This is a genomic window from Maribacter chungangensis (genome assembly GCF_042676845.1).
GTDB lineage: Bacteria > Bacteroidota > Bacteroidia > Flavobacteriales > Flavobacteriaceae > Maribacter > Maribacter chungangensis.
In genome coordinates this window covers 204170-221818 of record NZ_JBHTHY010000011.1, presented here as the reverse complement: position 1 = coordinate 221818, position 17649 = coordinate 204170, and the positions used below count along the sequence as shown (strand labels likewise).

The 17649-nt window shown below is 34.6% G+C and carries 15 protein-coding genes and 1 pseudogene; 13 read left to right on the top strand and 3 right to left on the bottom strand.

The features are described 5' to 3' along the window. Positions 1 to 4 precede the first annotated feature (4 nt). The 11 genes and pseudogenes from ACFQZJ_RS13240 to ACFQZJ_RS13190 all read left to right on the top strand — a co-directional run bounded on the left by ACFQZJ_RS13240 (position 5) and on the right by ACFQZJ_RS13190 (position 11485). On the top strand, positions 5 to 1786 hold the full coding sequence (locus ACFQZJ_RS13240) for a DUF6624 domain-containing protein (RefSeq protein WP_379935169.1): 1782 nt from the start codon (positions 5 to 7) through the stop codon (positions 1784 to 1786). Between the two features lie 4 nt (positions 1787 to 1790). After that, positions 1791 to 2204 (top strand): hypothetical protein, encoded by a 414-nt coding sequence (locus ACFQZJ_RS13235; RefSeq protein WP_379935167.1) that lies wholly within the window; start codon positions 1791 to 1793, stop codon positions 2202 to 2204. A gap of 511 nt (positions 2205 to 2715) precedes the next feature. Then, positions 2716 to 3005: pseudogene (locus tag ACFQZJ_RS13230) on the top strand (transposase); the annotation flags it as partial. A 437-nt stretch (positions 3006 to 3442) separates the two neighbouring features. Continuing rightward, positions 3443 to 3874, top strand: a complete 432-nt coding sequence (locus ACFQZJ_RS13225; RefSeq protein ID WP_379935165.1) for an ABA4-like family protein — start codon at positions 3443 to 3445, stop codon at positions 3872 to 3874. 49 nt (positions 3875 to 3923) lie between these two features. Then, positions 3924 to 4799 (top strand): hypothetical protein, encoded by an 876-nt coding sequence (locus ACFQZJ_RS13220; RefSeq protein WP_379935164.1) that lies wholly within the window; start codon positions 3924 to 3926, stop codon positions 4797 to 4799. 10 nt (positions 4800 to 4809) lie between these two features. Next, positions 4810 to 5862, top strand: a complete 1053-nt coding sequence (locus ACFQZJ_RS13215; RefSeq protein WP_379935163.1) for a sensor histidine kinase — start codon at positions 4810 to 4812, stop codon at positions 5860 to 5862. A gap of 9 nt (positions 5863 to 5871) precedes the next feature. Further along, positions 5872 to 6624, top strand: a complete 753-nt coding sequence (locus ACFQZJ_RS13210) for a LytR/AlgR family response regulator transcription factor (protein ID WP_379935161.1) — start codon at positions 5872 to 5874, stop codon at positions 6622 to 6624. Between the two features lie 119 nt (positions 6625 to 6743). Next, the gene (locus ACFQZJ_RS13205) at positions 6744 to 8108 is read left to right on the top strand and encodes a hypothetical protein (protein WP_379935160.1); all 1365 of its coding nucleotides are present in this window, start codon (positions 6744 to 6746) and stop codon (positions 8106 to 8108) included. A 22-nt stretch (positions 8109 to 8130) separates the two neighbouring features. Continuing rightward, positions 8131 to 8721: a Crp/Fnr family transcriptional regulator gene (locus tag ACFQZJ_RS13200; RefSeq protein WP_379935158.1), complete on the top strand. Its 591-nt coding sequence runs from the start codon at positions 8131 to 8133 to the stop codon at positions 8719 to 8721. A gap of 67 nt (positions 8722 to 8788) precedes the next feature. Then, the gene (locus ACFQZJ_RS13195) at positions 8789 to 10102 is read left to right on the top strand and encodes a M20 metallopeptidase family protein (protein WP_379935156.1); all 1314 of its coding nucleotides are present in this window, start codon (positions 8789 to 8791) and stop codon (positions 10100 to 10102) included. A 186-nt stretch (positions 10103 to 10288) separates the two neighbouring features. Further along, on the top strand, positions 10289 to 11485 hold the full coding sequence (locus ACFQZJ_RS13190) for a retropepsin-like aspartic protease (protein ID WP_379935155.1): 1197 nt from the start codon (positions 10289 to 10291) through the stop codon (positions 11483 to 11485). A 150-nt stretch (positions 11486 to 11635) separates the two neighbouring features. Here ACFQZJ_RS13190 and ACFQZJ_RS13185 read toward each other — a convergent pair whose 3' ends face one another. From ACFQZJ_RS13185 to ACFQZJ_RS13175, 3 genes are read right to left on the bottom strand one after another with little or no spacing between them, the layout of a single operon-like run. After that, the gene (locus tag ACFQZJ_RS13185; RefSeq protein WP_379935154.1) at positions 11636 to 13189 is read right to left on the bottom strand and encodes a hypothetical protein; all 1554 of its coding nucleotides are present in this window, start codon (positions 13187 to 13189) and stop codon (positions 11636 to 11638) included. A 1-nt stretch (position 13190) separates the two neighbouring features. After that, complete coding sequence (locus ACFQZJ_RS13180) at positions 13191 to 14054, bottom strand: ABC transporter ATP-binding protein (protein WP_379935153.1); 864 nt, start codon at positions 14052 to 14054, stop codon at positions 13191 to 13193. Positions 14055 to 14082: 28 nt separating this feature from the next. Continuing rightward, positions 14083 to 15426 (bottom strand): serine hydrolase domain-containing protein, encoded by a 1344-nt coding sequence (locus ACFQZJ_RS13175; RefSeq protein ID WP_379935152.1) that lies wholly within the window; start codon positions 15424 to 15426, stop codon positions 14083 to 14085. Positions 15427 to 15641: 215 nt separating this feature from the next. Here ACFQZJ_RS13175 and ACFQZJ_RS13170 point away from each other — a divergent pair, with 215 nt between their 5' ends. Continuing rightward, positions 15642 to 16631, top strand: a complete 990-nt coding sequence (locus ACFQZJ_RS13170; RefSeq protein ID WP_379935151.1) for a sensor histidine kinase — start codon at positions 15642 to 15644, stop codon at positions 16629 to 16631. Further along, positions 16628 to 17632, top strand: coding sequence for a S41 family peptidase (locus tag ACFQZJ_RS13165; protein ID WP_379935149.1), 1005 nt, complete (start codon positions 16628 to 16630; stop codon positions 17630 to 17632). Before ACFQZJ_RS13170 ends, ACFQZJ_RS13165 begins: the two co-directional genes overlap by 4 nt. Positions 17633 to 17649: the final 17 nt, after the last annotated feature.

Below are 17649 nucleotides of genomic sequence, written 5' to 3'. Positions count from 1 at the left end.
TATTATGAAATATTTTATTCTTGGTTTTACAACCCTTTTCGTTTTAAACTGCTATTCGCAGGTCGATGCAATAAACAGAGAAGAAATAAGAGAAGATTTAGATGAAATCCTTTCGGAAATTGAACAACATTATATCTATCTCAAAGACAAAGACGTAAATCTGGACTGCATTAGAGATTATTTTAGCAATCAGATTAAACATATTAAGTCGGAAGAAGAAACGGTATTGTTTTTCGAGTATGTGCTAGACGAATTTTACGACAACCATCTTACGCTTCACACAAACAGAAACTCTTCCTATCGCCTTTTTGCACCAATTTATGCAACGATTAAAAATGAAAAGCCAATTATCACGAATATTTGGCAAAGTCAAATAGAAAATTTAACCCAGAATATAATCAGAGCAGAAATTTTAAAATTTAACGGAAAAGACTTTCAGCAAGTAATTAATAATTTCCCTACCCATTGCAACGACAAAAAGAATCCAGAAGTAAAAGAATGGATTACCAATAAAATACTCGCAGGCCGCTATAATGAACCTAGAAATTTAACTTTAAGGTTGCCCAACAATAAAATAATTGAATTGGATATCGATGCGATTAAACTAAAAAAAGAGGATACTCATTTACTTTCCCTTAAAACTATAGATGATATAGGTGTCATAAGAATCAATAATTCGTTAGGTAATGGTGACTTGGTTAAAGAATTTGATAAAGCCATAGATAATTTGTTTGAAACAAAAGGGATTATCATTGATTTAAGAAATACCGTGAATGGTGGTGGCACCTATATTGCACGGGGCATTATGGGAAGGTTTATTACTGGTGACCAACCCTATCAGAAGCATGTGTTTGATGAAAAATCTTATAATAATCCAACTCAAAATCCTAAAATTAAACGCAGTTGGGTGGAATATGTAATTCCAAGAGGGAAAACGTATAAAAAGCCAGTAGTTGTATTAGTTGGTCGTTGGACAGGTAGCATGGGAGAAGGACTAGCTATTGGTTTTGAAGGTATGGAAAGAGGTGAAATTGTCGGCACCGAAATGCGAAGATTGGCAGGAGAAGTTTTTGATTTTGGTTTTAAGCATCAAAACTATGGTTACAAGCTTTCAACGGCTAAACTTTACCATATCAATGGTACAATAAGAGAAGAGTATATCCCAACAAACTATGTAAAGCAAACCACTACGTTTAAAGACGAAGCCCTAAACAAAGGAATTGATATCATTAAGAATAAAGTAAATAAAACGGATAGTATCCTAAAAAAAGAGCTTGAAAGTATAAAGGTTGAAGACCAAACCTTACGACTTTTACTTCCAAATGTGATTGAAAAATTTGGTCGTGAATCTGAAGAATATAAATACGTCTGGTCTCAAATTCAAAGTCAAGATAGTATAAGTTCCAACAAATTATTTGAAATTTTGGACAATCACGGTTGGGTTGGCAAAAGCCGAGTTGGAAGTTCTGCAAACCAAGCTATTTGGCTTACTATTCAACATTCGGACTTAAAAAAACAAGAAAAATATCTTCCATTATTAAGGGAATCTGTAGTAAAAGGAGAATCAGAAGGTTGGCATTTAGCATTTCTGGAAGACCGTATTTTAATGCGGAAAAAGCAAAAACAAATTTATGGCACTCAAGCTGTTTGGGATAACGAGTTAAAGAAGAATAAAATTTATCCTATCAAAGATGCAAAGAATGTTAATCAAAAAAGAAAAAAACTTGGCTTAGACCCTATAGAGGATTATGCAAAAATAAATGGATACATATTTGATAAAAAATAAAAAAATGAATACCGACTATTTGAACATCATTTCTAATCAACTTGTCCTAGTTTCATCCTTAATGAGTGGCTTTTCTATTGCCATTTTAGCCAATTTATTAACCTTTAAAACAGATAATAAGTTTGCTGCTTATGTTTTTAGACTTACAAGCGTTGCTGCCGGATGTTTCTTGGTAACCGTTTTTGCTCTTACAAAAATAATTAAAATGACTACTAAGGGGTATCAATATGAAACTACTGTTGAAGACTTTGCTTTTGCTTCAAGCTTAGCATCGAGTACTTTTTTAATTGGAATTCTCACGTTATCTGCTGTAATTGCATTATCCGGTTGGATTAAATCGAAGAAAACAGGAATCTTCACAACAGTGGTAGGGTTTTTAACGCTTCTTTTTATATTAAGCACAATACTGATTGTTTAATTTCTTTTATATTAAGTTTAAAGAAATAGATGCTGAAAAAATGATGCCAAACAACAAAAGTAACCATCGCACAAACTTACATTTTAAATAGAATCAACACAATATAAGTCTCTTCAATAGGCTTTTTCTTGTCGCTTCAGATATGAAAACTAATTTTCGATTCCTTAGCTAAGCTGAAAATAGGTATCGGACAAAACTAGTAAGTCTTTAACGTAAATGCCATTTTTTCTTTAAAGTATTTTGCGAATAATTTCTATAGAATTGGGATTGACTTCAATACAAGATCTTTAAAAACTCTTATTTTTGAAAACCGAAAGTTACTTTAGCAACATAAAAATTTTACTAATCGTCTACAACGATTGTATAAATTAGTAAGTACTCGACTCTGATTGGTCTGAGCGAAAGAGGGTTATAGCCCCGGCGAGGTCACTAAATCGGAAACCATCCGAGACCAAAACCTTGCTAATCTTATGATTTACAAGGTTTTATTTTCAGGCCATCATATAAAATGGTTTTAAATGGTCATAATGCTAAAGAAATTAATAAAACTATAGAAGATACTATTTATCAAAAGAGTATTGTTTTTACAGACAAAACCTCATCCTATGTCGATATTGCTGACTTTATAGAGTTACATGTCACAGAAAAATCAATAAAGAAATTCTAAAGTGGGTTCATATTACCATTAGTAATGCCAAAAGAAATTTATTGGGTAACTATCATAAAATTTAAGAAAAATACCTTCAATTATACTTAAATGAATTTGTCTATGAGCTTAATCGTAGTTGTTTTGGAGATTAACTCTACAATAGGCTCGTTATTGCTAATTTTAAAGGATTATGACTTATAACGGACATTCAAAAACGATATTTTAAATAATAGCGTACACAAAGACTTGTAACCTTTTAAGCAATAACGATTATCTTAATAATATTGGCTAAGTAGGTCGTATTAGATTTTCCCATTTAACGTTTAGAATATGAAAAGTCGTCAAATTAGATACTTAATTATAAAGTTATTTTTTTTGAGGACTATCTCATAAAGCATGTAAGTAATAAAATACATTGTGATTAGGTGCTGGTAATTTTACTTTCAATAGTCTTTCTCATATTTAAAGCAGGATTATGAATGAATCCACTCTCTGATGATTCAACTTTATTTAACGACGATTCAATACAAAGTCATTTTGTTAACGGTTGAATTACGGAATCTTTAAGGCATCATTCAATTTTTGTAAAATGATTCAAATAACACCAACAGCAGTTTTTTCTTTAGTAAACCTGATCGCTATGCCCATGTGGATCTTGATGATTTTCCTGCCTAAATGGAGAGTGACCCAATTCTTAATCGATTTCAAGGCGATTCCCATAGTCTTATCAGCGGTTTATATTTTTTATATCATCCAATCCATGTTTGTCGGAGGACTGATGGATTTTGGCAGCTTATCATCCGTGATGAAACTATTCACCGAAGAAAATGCAGTTTTAGCAGGTTGGGTTCATTACCTCGCCTTTGATTTACTGGTAGGTATGTGGATGGTCACTAAAAATAAGGAAATCGGTGTTCATCAGTTATTGATGGCCCCTTGTCTTTTTTTCACCTTTATGTTAGGTCCAATGGGTTTTTTAATGTTTATGTCCGTCAAAGCTATCAAGCACAAAATATCCTAGAATGCGAAAACCGTAACAACGTAAAATGAACTTATAAAATAAAAATAACATGAACTTCTCCACACAATCCTTGATTAAAAATAATTCGCTTCCAAATGGCGTAGTAAGGCTATGGGCAGATTCTCAAAGAAAAATCAGTGTACTTGTAAAAAAAGTCAAAGAAGAAAGTGCTGTGGTGTATTGGACGGCAATTGCAGTCTCTGTAATCGGTCTAGTATGCGTATTCGGTATTTTTATTGACAATAGAACTCTAATGGGGGTCAACGTTTGGGTGAAACCGTTGAAATTTTCCATTTCAATAACTATTTATTTGATTTCGGCGGGGTATCTAATCACAAAATATCCTTATTCTAAAAAGAAGAAAGCTTTAATAAATCATATTACCGCTTGGTCGTTATTATTTGAATTCTTGATTATCGTATATCAGGCTTCAAGAGGTGTACAAAGTCATTATAATACCGCCACTGCTTTGGATGGAATTTTATTTATGCTAATGGGTGTTTTTGTCGGTATTAACGTGTTCATAATGTTTCTATTTATTGTTGATACGGCACGGTTGAAATTAAAAACGACCAAAGCAATACAATGGGCGATATTTTTGGGTTGGGTCATTGTAGTCTTTGGTAGTTGGGTAGGGGGACAGATGATTAGTCAAATGGCTCACAATGTGGCCACAGCCGATGGCGGAGCAGGATTGCCCTTGGTCAATTGGAGCACTGAAGGAGGTGATTTACGAATTGCACATTTTTTTGCATTGCATAGTATACAGATAATTCCGTTATTCGCCCTATGGGTTTCCAAAAAGCGGAAACTTTCAGAAAGAAATCAGATTTTACTGATCAGCATATTCGGTTTGTTGTTCGCATTGGGGATCGGGTTTGTTTTTTACCAGGCCAAACAAGGTATTCCCTTGATTGTCCTTTAAAAAAAGAAAAATGTTTTATACTAAAGAGAGGCGAATACGGTATTTAGGATTCGATGATTTCTGGTTCAAGTTGGTCGGTATTCTAATTATAAGTTTCGCTACATACTTTCTGTTTAGCAATTTATCAAGAGCGTATCCTTTTGTAGAAAAAGTTATTTACTGGTCCATATCTCTTGTTTTTTCTACCATAGACTGGTTCGTAATTAGATATTTAATGATTCTTTTACGAAAAAGATTTCCGGCGTTAAAAGACAATGCGGTTCGCGTTTCACTGTTTTTTCTTGCGATAGTAAGTACGGTATTCGTAGTAGATTATATCGGTATTTCTTTGTTATCGCCACTAACAAACGAGTCCTATGATTTTCTCAATCGATCAAAAGCTTTGCTTTCAATAGTACTAATAAGCATGATGACTTTCGCCATTTATGAAGCTATTTATTTCTATATCCGGCTTAAAAAATCGATTCGCGAAGAAGAGCAATCCAAGCAGGCCATTGTGCAAGCCCAATTAGATGCTTTACGCAATCAAGCACAGCCCCATTTTTTCTTTAATACCTTAAATACGCTTCGCGATATTATTGACCAAAATACTAAGGATGATGCGAAGGAGTTTGTGGATAAACTATCTGATATGTACCGTTTTCTGTTGGAATCCGGTAATGCAAACTTAATATCTTTGAGAGATGAATTAAAGTTTGCCAAGGCCTATATTCACATACAGTCTGAACGCTTTGGTGACAATATGAAATTGAATTGGGACATTCCTAATCGGGAGTTGGATAAAATGATTGTACCCATGAGTCTTCAGTTGCTGTTGGAAAACGCTATAAAACACAATATAATCTCAAGGGCTAAACCTTTGACTATAAAAGTTTTTATAGAAGATGAGAAGTTAATTGTAAGTAATAAGATTCAGGTGAAGTCTACAAAACTCCCCTCTACTAAAGTAGGGCTCAAAAACATACAGGAGCGGTATAGACTGATTTCTAATACATCTGTGGAATTAATGAATGACCAAAATCAGTTTACGGTATCTCTCCCTTTATTACGTACAACAGAATAAAAAGCCGAAATGAAAATATTGATCATTGAAGACGAACCAAGGGCAGCAAGTCAACTACAGCGTATGTTGACAGCCTGTGCTTTTGATTATGAATTATTGGATATTATAGATTCTGTTGAAGATTCCGTAACGTGGTTCGAAACCAATAAAGCTCCAGGACTTGTTTTAATGGATATTCAATTGGCAGATGGATTAAGCTTTGAGATTTTTCAGAAAACGGAGGTGGAATGCCCCATTATTTTTACAACGGCTTTTGATCAATATGCCATTGAAGCCTTTAAGGTAAATAGTGTCGATTATTTACTTAAGCCTATTCAAAAAGATGATCTAGACAAAGCCTTGGATATGTTCGGGAAGTCTAACCAAAAACTCTCGATCGATTCTGAAACACTAAAACAACTGTTAGCTAGCATTCAAGAAAAACCGAAACGGAATGGCATATTGGTCAAAGATGGAAGCGGGTTTTTACAAATCAAAACAACGCAATTATTATATTGTTATTCAGAAGATAGCATCACTTTTGGTGTTACTCATGATAAAAGATACATTATCAATGAGACTATTGATGAATTATTCGATTCATTGGATCAAAATCAATTCTTCAGAATCAATCGCGGCCAGCTTGTCGCCAAATCTTCCGTTAAGAGAATAGATCCTTATTTTAATCATAGGGTCAAGCTCTCTATTGCCAATCCACGCGATCAAGAGTTTATCGTAAGCAGACCAAGGACGAGCGATTTTAAGGAATGGATGAATGCGTAAAGCCATAAATCTCAATTCAACCACTTGAAACGATATTCTGGCAAAAAACGCTGTTCAAAGCTTTATGTAAGTAAGATATTGCAATTGAATTTAATACTATAAAAGTTAAAATTTAAGGCATGAAAAAGTATAAAACGAAAGGGTTTAAATACACCTTGTTCAGTATAGCAATACTCAGTGTTGGAGTTTTGATTTGGTCGTGTACCGAAAAAGAAGCTTTTAGAGATGGTTCTGAAATGAACAGACAAGAACAATGGATTGCGGACTTGAATTTCTTCGAAAATAACTATATACCGAATTCCAAGACCTTTTCCAAAGATTCTATTCTTGCTTGCCAGACGCTTTTGGATAGCTTACGGAAAAATGTAGATGGGTTATCTGATAATCAAATCATCTTAGGTCTCTCCAAAGCCGTTGCCATGGCCAATAATGGACATACAACGATACACCTTAGTGAGATGAACAAGATACCCGTAAGATTTTATTGGTTTGCTGATGGGTTGTATATTATTAAGACGGATAAAGCTTCAATGAAGCATCTAGGCTCTAAGGTTTTAGAAATCAATTCTGTAGGCTTGGAAAGAGTTTATAAAAAAATGAAGCCTCATTTGTCGGGTATTGAAGGGTTTAAAAAATTTACTGCTTCTAATTATCTAAATAGTCCAGAAATTCTAAATGGCTTGGGAATGGCCAATACGGATAGTTTAGAACTCACCCTTTTAAAAGAGAACGATACAATTATTGCGAATTTTGGGACAAAGAAAATGCCAAATACCAAATATGAATATGAGACTTGGGCAGATTTATTTCCAAGTAGTGCTGAAACGGATTCATGGAGCCATGTTTTAGGTCAAAGCGAATCACTTCCATTATATCTAGAGAATATGGAAAGAGGGGTTTCATATTCTTTCATGGATACTGAAAAGGTAGCTTATTTCAGCATTAATGCCTTATGGTATAACTGCGAAGATTTTGAAGGGACGATAGATGAATTTATTGATACCTTGAAACTAAAAAGAGACTATAACGTCATTTTGGATTTGAGGTATTACACCGGCGGCAATTTTTTGATACCAACCAAATTGGCGACAGAACCTCCAGAGATAATTGATGAGGATAAGAAAATCTACCTCATAACAAGTAGTAAAACCTTTTCAGCCGGTTTGGTGACCGCAGCACGAATTAAATACTTTGCCAAGGAAAAAATTGTAGTTGTTGGGGAAAAAGTAGGTGATAATCTAAAATTTTGGGCGGAAGGAGAGTATTACAAATTACCCTATTCCGGAATTAAAATTCAAGATTCTAAATATGAGCATGATTGGGCCGATGACTCATTTACGCTTGGAAGGACCTTTTGGGTAAATGCCTTTTACGGTGTTGCTGCAAAAGATTTGGAAGTCGACGAGAAAATTCCTGTTAGTTTTGAAGCGTATAAAAACTATAGGGATCCTATTTTAGAATGGATTTTGGAGCACAAAAAGTAATCATATATAAGTGACGCTCGATATGAAAAGTATACACGAAACCTACATTTCAGAGTATTTGAAATTATTTATACATTCCACACCTGAGGAAATAGAGTTCATACGCCTGTATTTGAACGTAAAGGAATATAACAGAAAAGATTTTTTTTTAAAAAAAGATGAGGTGCAAAAAGAAATGGGATATGTTTCTAAGGGTTTGCTTAGAAGGTATTATGTTGATGGCAGGCATCGTGATATCACGACAGGGTTTATAAAAGAAAGTGAGTATGCCACAGATTATCCGGCCTTTATAGAACAACGAAAGACAAGCTGTTTTATTCAATGTCTTGAACCTACCATTATAGTCGCTCTACCATTTAAAAAAATATACGAGAGCTACGATAATTTCAAGAACAGTCAATGGTATGGTAGATTAGTCGCAGAAAATGCATTGGCGATAGTTACGGATCGTGTCGAAAGTTTTTTGTTGAATACAGCTCAAGAACGTTATGTACAATTTATCAAGAACAACCCCGCCCTTATAAATCGAATTAGTTTAACACACTTATCCTCCTTTTTAGGGGTGGAAAGACAATCGTTGAGCAGAATTCGAAAACGGTTAATAGAAAACTAATTTTGTCACAAATGTGTCAGATAATTGCCGACTCCTATTCGCATATTTGTTGAAGAAAAAAAACAGTATGTACGCACTCAAAAATTATTTTTATTACAGTTTGTTAATTGCAGTAATGTTTAAAGGCATTTATGCGCATTCTCAAGAGAATACTAAACGCGATTCGCCAATATGTACAGAAGAGCTGTACCAAAACTTACTAGAGGTCCGTAGCTATTTACATGCCAATCCAGAGTTGTCAGGGGAAGAAAAAATAACGGCTTCTTTTATTCAGAAGTACCTTTTGGATTTAGGCTTGGAGGTTAAATCCAACATTGGTGGATATGGTGTTGTGGGTATATTACATGGTTTTAAAATTGGCAAGCGAATAGCTTGGAGAGCAGATATCGATGCCATACCCGCTCATGTTAAGACAGAAGACAAATTAGAGGATACTACTCAAAAATCCTCACATCATTGTGGACATGATATACACACGACTATAGGTTTGGGCCTGGCAAGTGCTTTATCGGATAAAAAGGATGAAATTGAAGGTACTATTTATTTTATATTTCAACCTTCGGAAGAAAACTATCAAGGTGCTAAGTCAATGATAGCCGATGGCTTGTTCGATATGATCCATCCAGATGAAATCTATGCCGCTCATGTCTCTCCAATGCCTGTAGGGTTAATAGCAACCAAACCCGATTACCTTTTTGCAGATTACAAACAAATAAATTTGACCTTCGAGAAGGTAGAAAATTCGTCCTCTCTTTTGAAGTTTGCTAAGGAATGTATTTCCGAAATTCAAAATGTAGCACCTGCAGGAGAATTTTGGCAAATGCAAAACTTGATGCATCCTGATATTGGCATTGGTAGCCCTAATACGATTTTCAAGGACTACATAACGGTAGAAGATAATTTTGAGGTTGTTGAAAATAGTAACGAAATCAGAGTTAGTGGTTATCTGAGCGCCAGTACTAATGAATTGATTCAAGGTATTCCCGAGCGGTTAACCGCAAAAATAGCAACCTCTTCGTATTCTAATGAATTGAAAAAGGTCGAGTTCAAGTCTGATAAGTTCGTTTACTCCAATGACAGGGGAAACGTAACTAATGATAGTACCTTGGTAAACAAAGCCCTGAATGCTCTTTCGGCTATTCCCGATAAGTCTATAACTGCCTTGCCATTATACGGTGTGATGCCTGATGGTCGTGGTGATGATTTTGCGTATTTCCAGCAAGAGGTACCCGGAGTCTATTTTTTTATTGGAGGCTCAAATTTCGAAAAAGGAATCGTTTCTATGCCACATGCCCCCAATTTCAAGGTGGATGAAAAGGTTATAAAGGTGGGTGTAGAAGCTTTTTCATCACTAATCTTAAATAGAATGCAAGAAGAATAAAATCGTTTCTTTCAGGGTGATAGAAAATACTAATGATACATTTAGATACCCCATATTAGATATAACACCCTTAAGGGTTGGCATAATTTTTAAATTGAAAAGTAGTAATGTATTCACCCTATTTGTAAGAACTATTTGTTTAAAAATAAAGTGGCGTAACTAATCCCGTTAATAAATTAATATGATATGCGAAAAACAATACTTATCATTTCTTTAGTACAACTTTTGTTTAGTTGTTCAACCATTAAATATAAAAAACAAGGCTTCGTAAGCAATCAAGACTATATTAAAGAAATTCAATTTAAATACCACAACGGATTCGTTTTATTACCTGTAACCATCCAAGGCAAAGAATATAATTTTTTACTTGATACTGGTGCCGAATTAAACCTTATAGACCCGACAATTGTAGCTGATTTAAATCTGAAAAAACTAAAAAACGGAACGATTTCAAATGGTGACGACTCTGAGGGAAACATAGGAAGGGTTGAAATAGCAGCTATAGATATTGGAGGAATTAAATTTCAAGAGACAGTAGCCATGATTTGGGATATTTCGAAATTCAGTAAATATATTAGTTGTGATAAAGTGGATGGATTTATTGGAAATAATTTAATGCGAAAATCAAATTGGCAAATTGACTATCAGAGAAAAGTGATAAGGATTACGGACTCGAGTAAACGATTCGATATTTCTGATAATCACAAAAAAATCAAACTAAATTCTGGTGCCGTAGGAAATGTTTATTTAAATCTAAAAATAGGAGAGAAACACAAAAATTTCACACTGGATACTGGTTTCAACGGTTTCCTTCAAACTGGTGATACTACACTATTACAGAATGCACCATCGATACTTAAAATAGGTCTTACCGGCGCTAATTTTTCGGGAGCTAAGCAAGGGGCTACGTTCTATAAAAAATTAGAAACCTTTAAAATTAGTAAGTATACCTTTAAATCACCTTCTTATTTTTTGGTGAAACCAGGTAACTCATCAATTATGGGCAATGAATTTTTTGAAAACTATTTGGTAACCATTGACTGGGATAATGATTATCTGATATTGGATCAAAACGATGAAATTGATGATTTACAATTACCCAATCTTTATGAAATAGGCTTTTTTCCCGACTTTGAAAAAGGTATTGTCACCGTTGCCAACATCTATGAAAATAGTCGATTAAAAGGCGAAATAAAATCAAAAACACAGATTTTAAAAATCAATAACTTAGATTTGGTACAACTCGCACAACAAGATAAGTTATGCGAATTTTGGAGCACCGGTTGGGAGGCGCTAATTACAAATGATATTCTAAAAATAGTAATAGATGAAGATGGAAAACATAGAACCATTGAAGTTCAAAAAATTAAAGACGCCTGGTAATTCCCATAATGATTATTGATAAATATTGTTGTACTACGAATAAATATCCAAAAATTCTTGTAGAAATTAACCTTCTTAATATTTGAATTTTAGATAAACACCAAAAACCATTCTTAACCTACCGGTAAACTCAATCCCATCCGGTTATTTTCATGTTCCCCTTGTTAATTGCCATTTTCTAATCAAATAGGTACCTCCCGAGAGTAATAAAACAAAAACGCTAAAAGCTACCAACTTTAAGTTAGTTTTGGGCAGGCCTCCAAAATAATCTAATAATGGGACCTTGTTCAAGTTTGCATATGTGAGTAAGAAGAATAGTATCTCAAATAGCTTTTTACCCTTGGTCAACAAACCTAAAATCGCAGCGAAAAACACTATAAAAACCCCTCCTAAAACAATACTCAATAGTGATGGAACATTCATAAATATTACATATCGGATCAGTAACGGGAGTGTAAGACCCAACATTAAAATTACAGCAGAACTCAATTGAGACGTTAATAACCGACGTATTGGCAAGTACGAGGAAAAAGCATAGTAATGCATTCTATTGGTCGTTTCTTTGGTCGTAATATCCGAGAATCGGTGTACTTGCAAAAACCATAATACCGGTAATACTATTTGATGCGCCACGTCAGTGGAAAGTACCGCCAACAAGATAATTCCCAAGATATTAAAAATCCATAACCAAGATTTTCCTTTACGTATTAGCATTAAAAATTCTACTTTAAATAATGGCCAAACACTATAATTTTTACTTATAATAGCCAAATTACCAATACTTAAATCTTGTGTGATTGGTTGCTTTTCCAATAGGGTTTTCTTCTTTTTTATTCCTTTTCTTTCCCTTAAATTAAAACGATGAAAGAAAGGAGAAACTAAAAACAATACCATTAAACTGAATACTACAAGTGCTAAACGACTTAGAATGTAGAATATGGAAAAATCGACTCCATTAAACTGAAATTGTTTTGTTTCTTGGTTACTACTGATTATATATCCTATAGCCAACAGTTCATTACTGTCGGCATTTTTTATCTCCCTTACCGTTTGCTCCAATTGCTGGGTAACAAGCTTACTACCAAACACATCTAAGGTTTGTTGAAGCTCCGTTTTTGGAGTATATAACATCATTGCGGAAAAAAGAAAAAAGAACACAGTATATTGAACTATGGTATATTTTCTAAAAATTAATTCAAAAACGATAGCCAAAACGGAAATGAAAAACATGGTGGGAACCGCAATGATTAGGTAAGGCTGTACGAATTGCAATAGTTCAAATGAAAAACCATCGCCATATAAAAAGAATAAGCCAATACTCATTGAAAAGATAATGCCCACAAGCGTAAGGAGCAATATAAAATTGCTGCTGGCTTTCGCAAGTAGATAAGTGAAATTTGTTATCGGTGTTGCGGAGATAATCTGTCCTACTCTCGTTTCATTATCCGTTTTTATACTTCCAGTAATTAAATAAAACCCAATCAGCGATAAAAAAACGCTAGTTAAGATTGCTGTAATATAACCGACCCAAGATGAATTATACTGCCCAACGTAATCAGAAATTCTAATGGTAGAATAACCTGCATTCGGTGCAGGTAAAAAAATATAAGCGATGACCAAACTAGCACATAGCGTTATCAAAAAGGAGTACGTTCTTGTGCGTTGTATATAATCATATTTTATAATGGTTAAAAAATGTTTCATCTTACTTGGTTTTAGTTAGGTATAAATACGCATCCTCTAAATTTGCTTTCTTAGGAACTGAATTGGCAATAGGTTCACCTCTAAGATATCTAACAGTCAATTGTTCATTTTTACGCGCTGTACTTACTACGGTATGTTTCAATTTAAAAGCATTCAACTCCGGTTTCTGGATTATGGTTTCAAATACATTTTCGCGTATCTGGTTTATCACATCTTCTTGTTTCCCATGGGTAATTAAACTACCGTTTTTCATGATAGCCACTTTATCTGCAATGGAATCGATATCCGATACGATATGGGACGAAAGAATTACAATACTCTCATTTGCCAAATCTGAAATTAAATTCCGAAAACGAACCCGTTCTTCTGGATCTAAACCTACTGTGGGCTCGTCAAAAATCACCACTTTGGGATTGTTAAGAAGTGCCTGCGCAATACCGACCCTTTGCTTCATACCTCCGGAATACGATCCTATAGGTTTCCTAGCAGATTCCGTAAGATTTAACCCTACTAAAAGTTGATTAATACGCTCATTAAGATTGGCCCCTCCTACTCCTTTTATCGCCGCCATATACTTTAAAAATTCAACAGCGTTAAGATTGGGGTACACCCCAAAATCTTGAGGTAGAAAGCCTAATTGCTGCCGCATATAATTAGGGTCTTTAATGATGTTATTCTTGTTAAGGCCAATAAGACCTTCGGTAGGCTTGTTTACTGTAGCAATCATCTTTAGAAGTGTTGATTTTCCAGCGCCATTTGGACCTAGTAGTCCTAAAATTCCTTTTTCTATAGTTATGGAAAAATCTTTGAGTGCGAATGTTTTATAGCCGTAGCGTTTTGACACATTGGTAACAGTTAGTTTCATACGTTTTGTTTTTGGATATTTAACTAGATTACTTCTGTTCGGATATAGCATTTGGAGAAGTCACCTTTACTATTTCTGTTGAAAATCCATTTTGCTTAAATTTTAAGCGGTCCGTGGAACCCTCGATAATACTAAAAGTTGCACCAACTGAGGTATCCATCAACGTTGTTTCATTTTTTTGCGTGAGCTCACTTTTTGCATCTTGTGCAGGAACCAATAAGTACATGGAATCACCATCCAGCTTAATTACGAATTCAAGATTCGCTTCAGCTAAAAGATAGGTGCCGGCATAGCTTTTGAAATTTTCTATGTTTACTTCGGAAAATTGTTCAATTGTCTCACCGTTGGTAAACGCCATTAAGTCAGAATGAATCACTTTGCTTTGTGGAATTTTTCGAGAATTTGAAAAAATAATAAATAGATTATTTGTGTTAGGATTATATCCGTTTCTAAAAGAATAGCCGATGTTGTTACCCCCATGCCCGTAGTAGTTTCCTTCCTTAGAATTCGGTTTAAAAATCCCTAACCCATATACATCATTACCAGAGTTCAATAGTAGCGCTAAGGTTTCTTTTTTTAATAATTTATCAGTTTCAAAAAGGCTGGTGTAAAATATTTCCATATCAATTAAGGTCGAAGCCACACTACCTGCAGCAAAAGCTACGTTGGCAAAATATCTATAGTCTAAAAATTCGGTTACATCCCTATCATCGTGTATGGGTGTTGCCAAATTGGGTAAGTTTTTATGCACATATGGGTAGGTATGCTGTAATTGAAGTGGCTCAATAATGCGCTCACGCAATACATCAAAATAACTTTGGTCGGTCAGCTTTTCAATAATTCTACCCAATAAAAAGTAATTGGTATTACAGTATTCATATTTACCGACCATGTCAGGGTCATTCTCCCCTACCTGTTGCAACAAATCATCTTGATAAAGAGAATCGCTCTTTGCATAAAAAATATCCTGAATATTTTTACTAATAACTTCGTCCAATCCCGATTCATGAGTAAGCAACTGTTCTATGGTCAAAGCGCCATCCACATTGGGTATAGGGTCAAGATATGTACCTATAGTATCCGTAAGCATAATGTTTCCCTTTTCAACTTCTTGTAAAATTAAAATAGCAGTAAACGTTTTTGTTGCACTGCCAATATTAAAAACACTGCGTTCGGTTAAATTATGGTTTCCAATACTAGTGGTGTATACTTGGTTATCTCGTTTAACAAGTATTCCCACACCCTGATTATTTTCCTCAAAGGAACTTTGGTATTTTAATGCAATTGACTCTAGATTGGATTCTTGAGAGAAAAACACCGTTACATTTAAAAGTAGCGCTAAAAAGATGCTAATTGAATTTTTAGTTTTCATATTTATTGTTTTTAAAGTTTAGACTTCAAAAGTGAGATGAAAGACCAGCTTTAAAAAATAAGAATGACCAACGTATTCACTAAAATGATAACCGCTATAAAGTGCTGATATCATGAAAAAATAGCTCTTGGTCACCAAAAGAGAATCACTTACCATTTAAACATGGGTATTGTATGGATAACAGTTATTTTTGAAACCTACAATACACCTTAAAAATGTCTAAACTCGATACGTTTGTTGACCATAAAATAGCCCAGAACCTCTTTATTTGGTTTTTTCTGTTCCTAATCTTTATGACGGCCATACAAAATGACAATAGGGTGTTGGCTTCCTTATTCGCTATCATTTTGTTGGCACCACCCGTGTACGTCAATAACTTATATATCTTGCCCTTTTTTAGAAAATCTACAGCTATATACATTGTCCTGTTCCTACTGAATACAGCCTTGTTTACTGGTATTTCTGTCGTCATATTAAACACCATAGATGACCTTTCTTTTACATGGAGTCGATTCTTTAATTTTTTTGGAATATTGATACTGTCACTAGTTTTTGCCTCTACGATAAAAATTGCACGAGATAGCTTTACAAGGCGTCAACAAGAAAAAGAAGCAGAATTGAAATTGTTAAAAGCACAATTGAATCCTCATTTTCTGTTCAATACCTTAAATAACCTTTATGGCCTTTCTGTAATAAAATCGAATAAATTGCCTGGCCTAATGCTGAAGCTATCGGATTTGTTACGATACAGCCTCTACGAAACCAAGGAAGCAATGGTTCCGTTAGAAAAAGAAATCATGTATTTAGAAAATTACGTTGCGTTGGAAAAAATTAGATTAGAAGACGAAACCGAAATTATTTTTACTAAAACGGGAGACTTCGTTTCGCATGAAATTGCGCCTATGTTATTAATCGTATTCGTAGAAAATGCCTTCAAACATTTTAGCGCGTCAAAAAAAGAACAGAACAGTGTCATCATAAGCATAAAGGGTGAAGCCGATTCGCTTTTGTTCGAATGCATCAATTCAATCGATACTACGGTTACAAAAGAGACTGATTTAGAAAAAGGGAAGAGCGGCATAGGTCTTCAAAATGCAAAAAAACGCTTGGCATTGATGTATCCAGATAGCCATCGGTTAATCACAACATCAACAAACACTCGATATACTGTTTCGCTAGAAATCTCTAAAATTAAAACAATATGAAAACGTCAATCAAACTTCTGACCCTATTTATGCGCTGTTCTTGTGGCACTGCACAAAAAAAGCAAGTTGAATGGCATCCTATTGTTCAAAAAGCAAAGGAAACTTCTCTATATACGAATCAGGTGAAATGGAAAAAGGTCAATCAGGAATTCATTGCCTTAACAAAAGACAAAACCAACATAGAAGGTTTCAAAGAAGGACTACAATTTCTAATCAATAGTTTAGGAGATAAACACGCGTCTTTCAGATTGTTGACCGATCATAGTATTGTTGCCAGTTACACTGGAAAACTTGAACCAGAGGATCCGGAACGAGATACTGAATTCCTTACTAGCGTTATAAATGATATTTCTGCTAAATTTTCGTATCAACTTTTAGACAACAAAGTAGGTTATTTAAGAGTCGTTGGCATTGGTCCCGGGGATGTAAAAAAACAGGCCGACCTTATTCGAAATGGACTAAAAACACTCAAAGAGAAAGGAGCAAATAAATGGATAGTTGATTTACGATATAATGGCGGGGGAAATATTGAACCTATGGTCTCCGGTCTTGCGCCATTAATTGGTGAGGGGTTTATTGGTGGCGCCATTAATGCGCAAAACGAAATCCGGGATTATACTATAAAAAAAGCACAGCTTTATAATTATGAAAGACTAGCTTGTGCTATGGATGACCAACCCAATATTCGCGCCACTGAAAAAGTTGCTGTATTATTGAGTAGATATACAATCAGTTCCGGTGAAATGTTGGCCATTACCTTTAAAGGGAGATCAAATACTAAATTTATTGGCGAAAAAACTGCGGGGTACACTACGGGTAACGGATACGACATAATAAGTGATGAGTTGGCCATGATTATTTCGCAAGATATTTTTATCGACCGAAATAAAAAGAGCTACGACCAACATGTCGGAGTTGATGTTGCTATACCATTTCAACATCATATTCCTATGGCCAATGACAACCAAATTAACCACGCCATCACTTGGCTTAACAAGTAATTGTCTCAACAAAACCG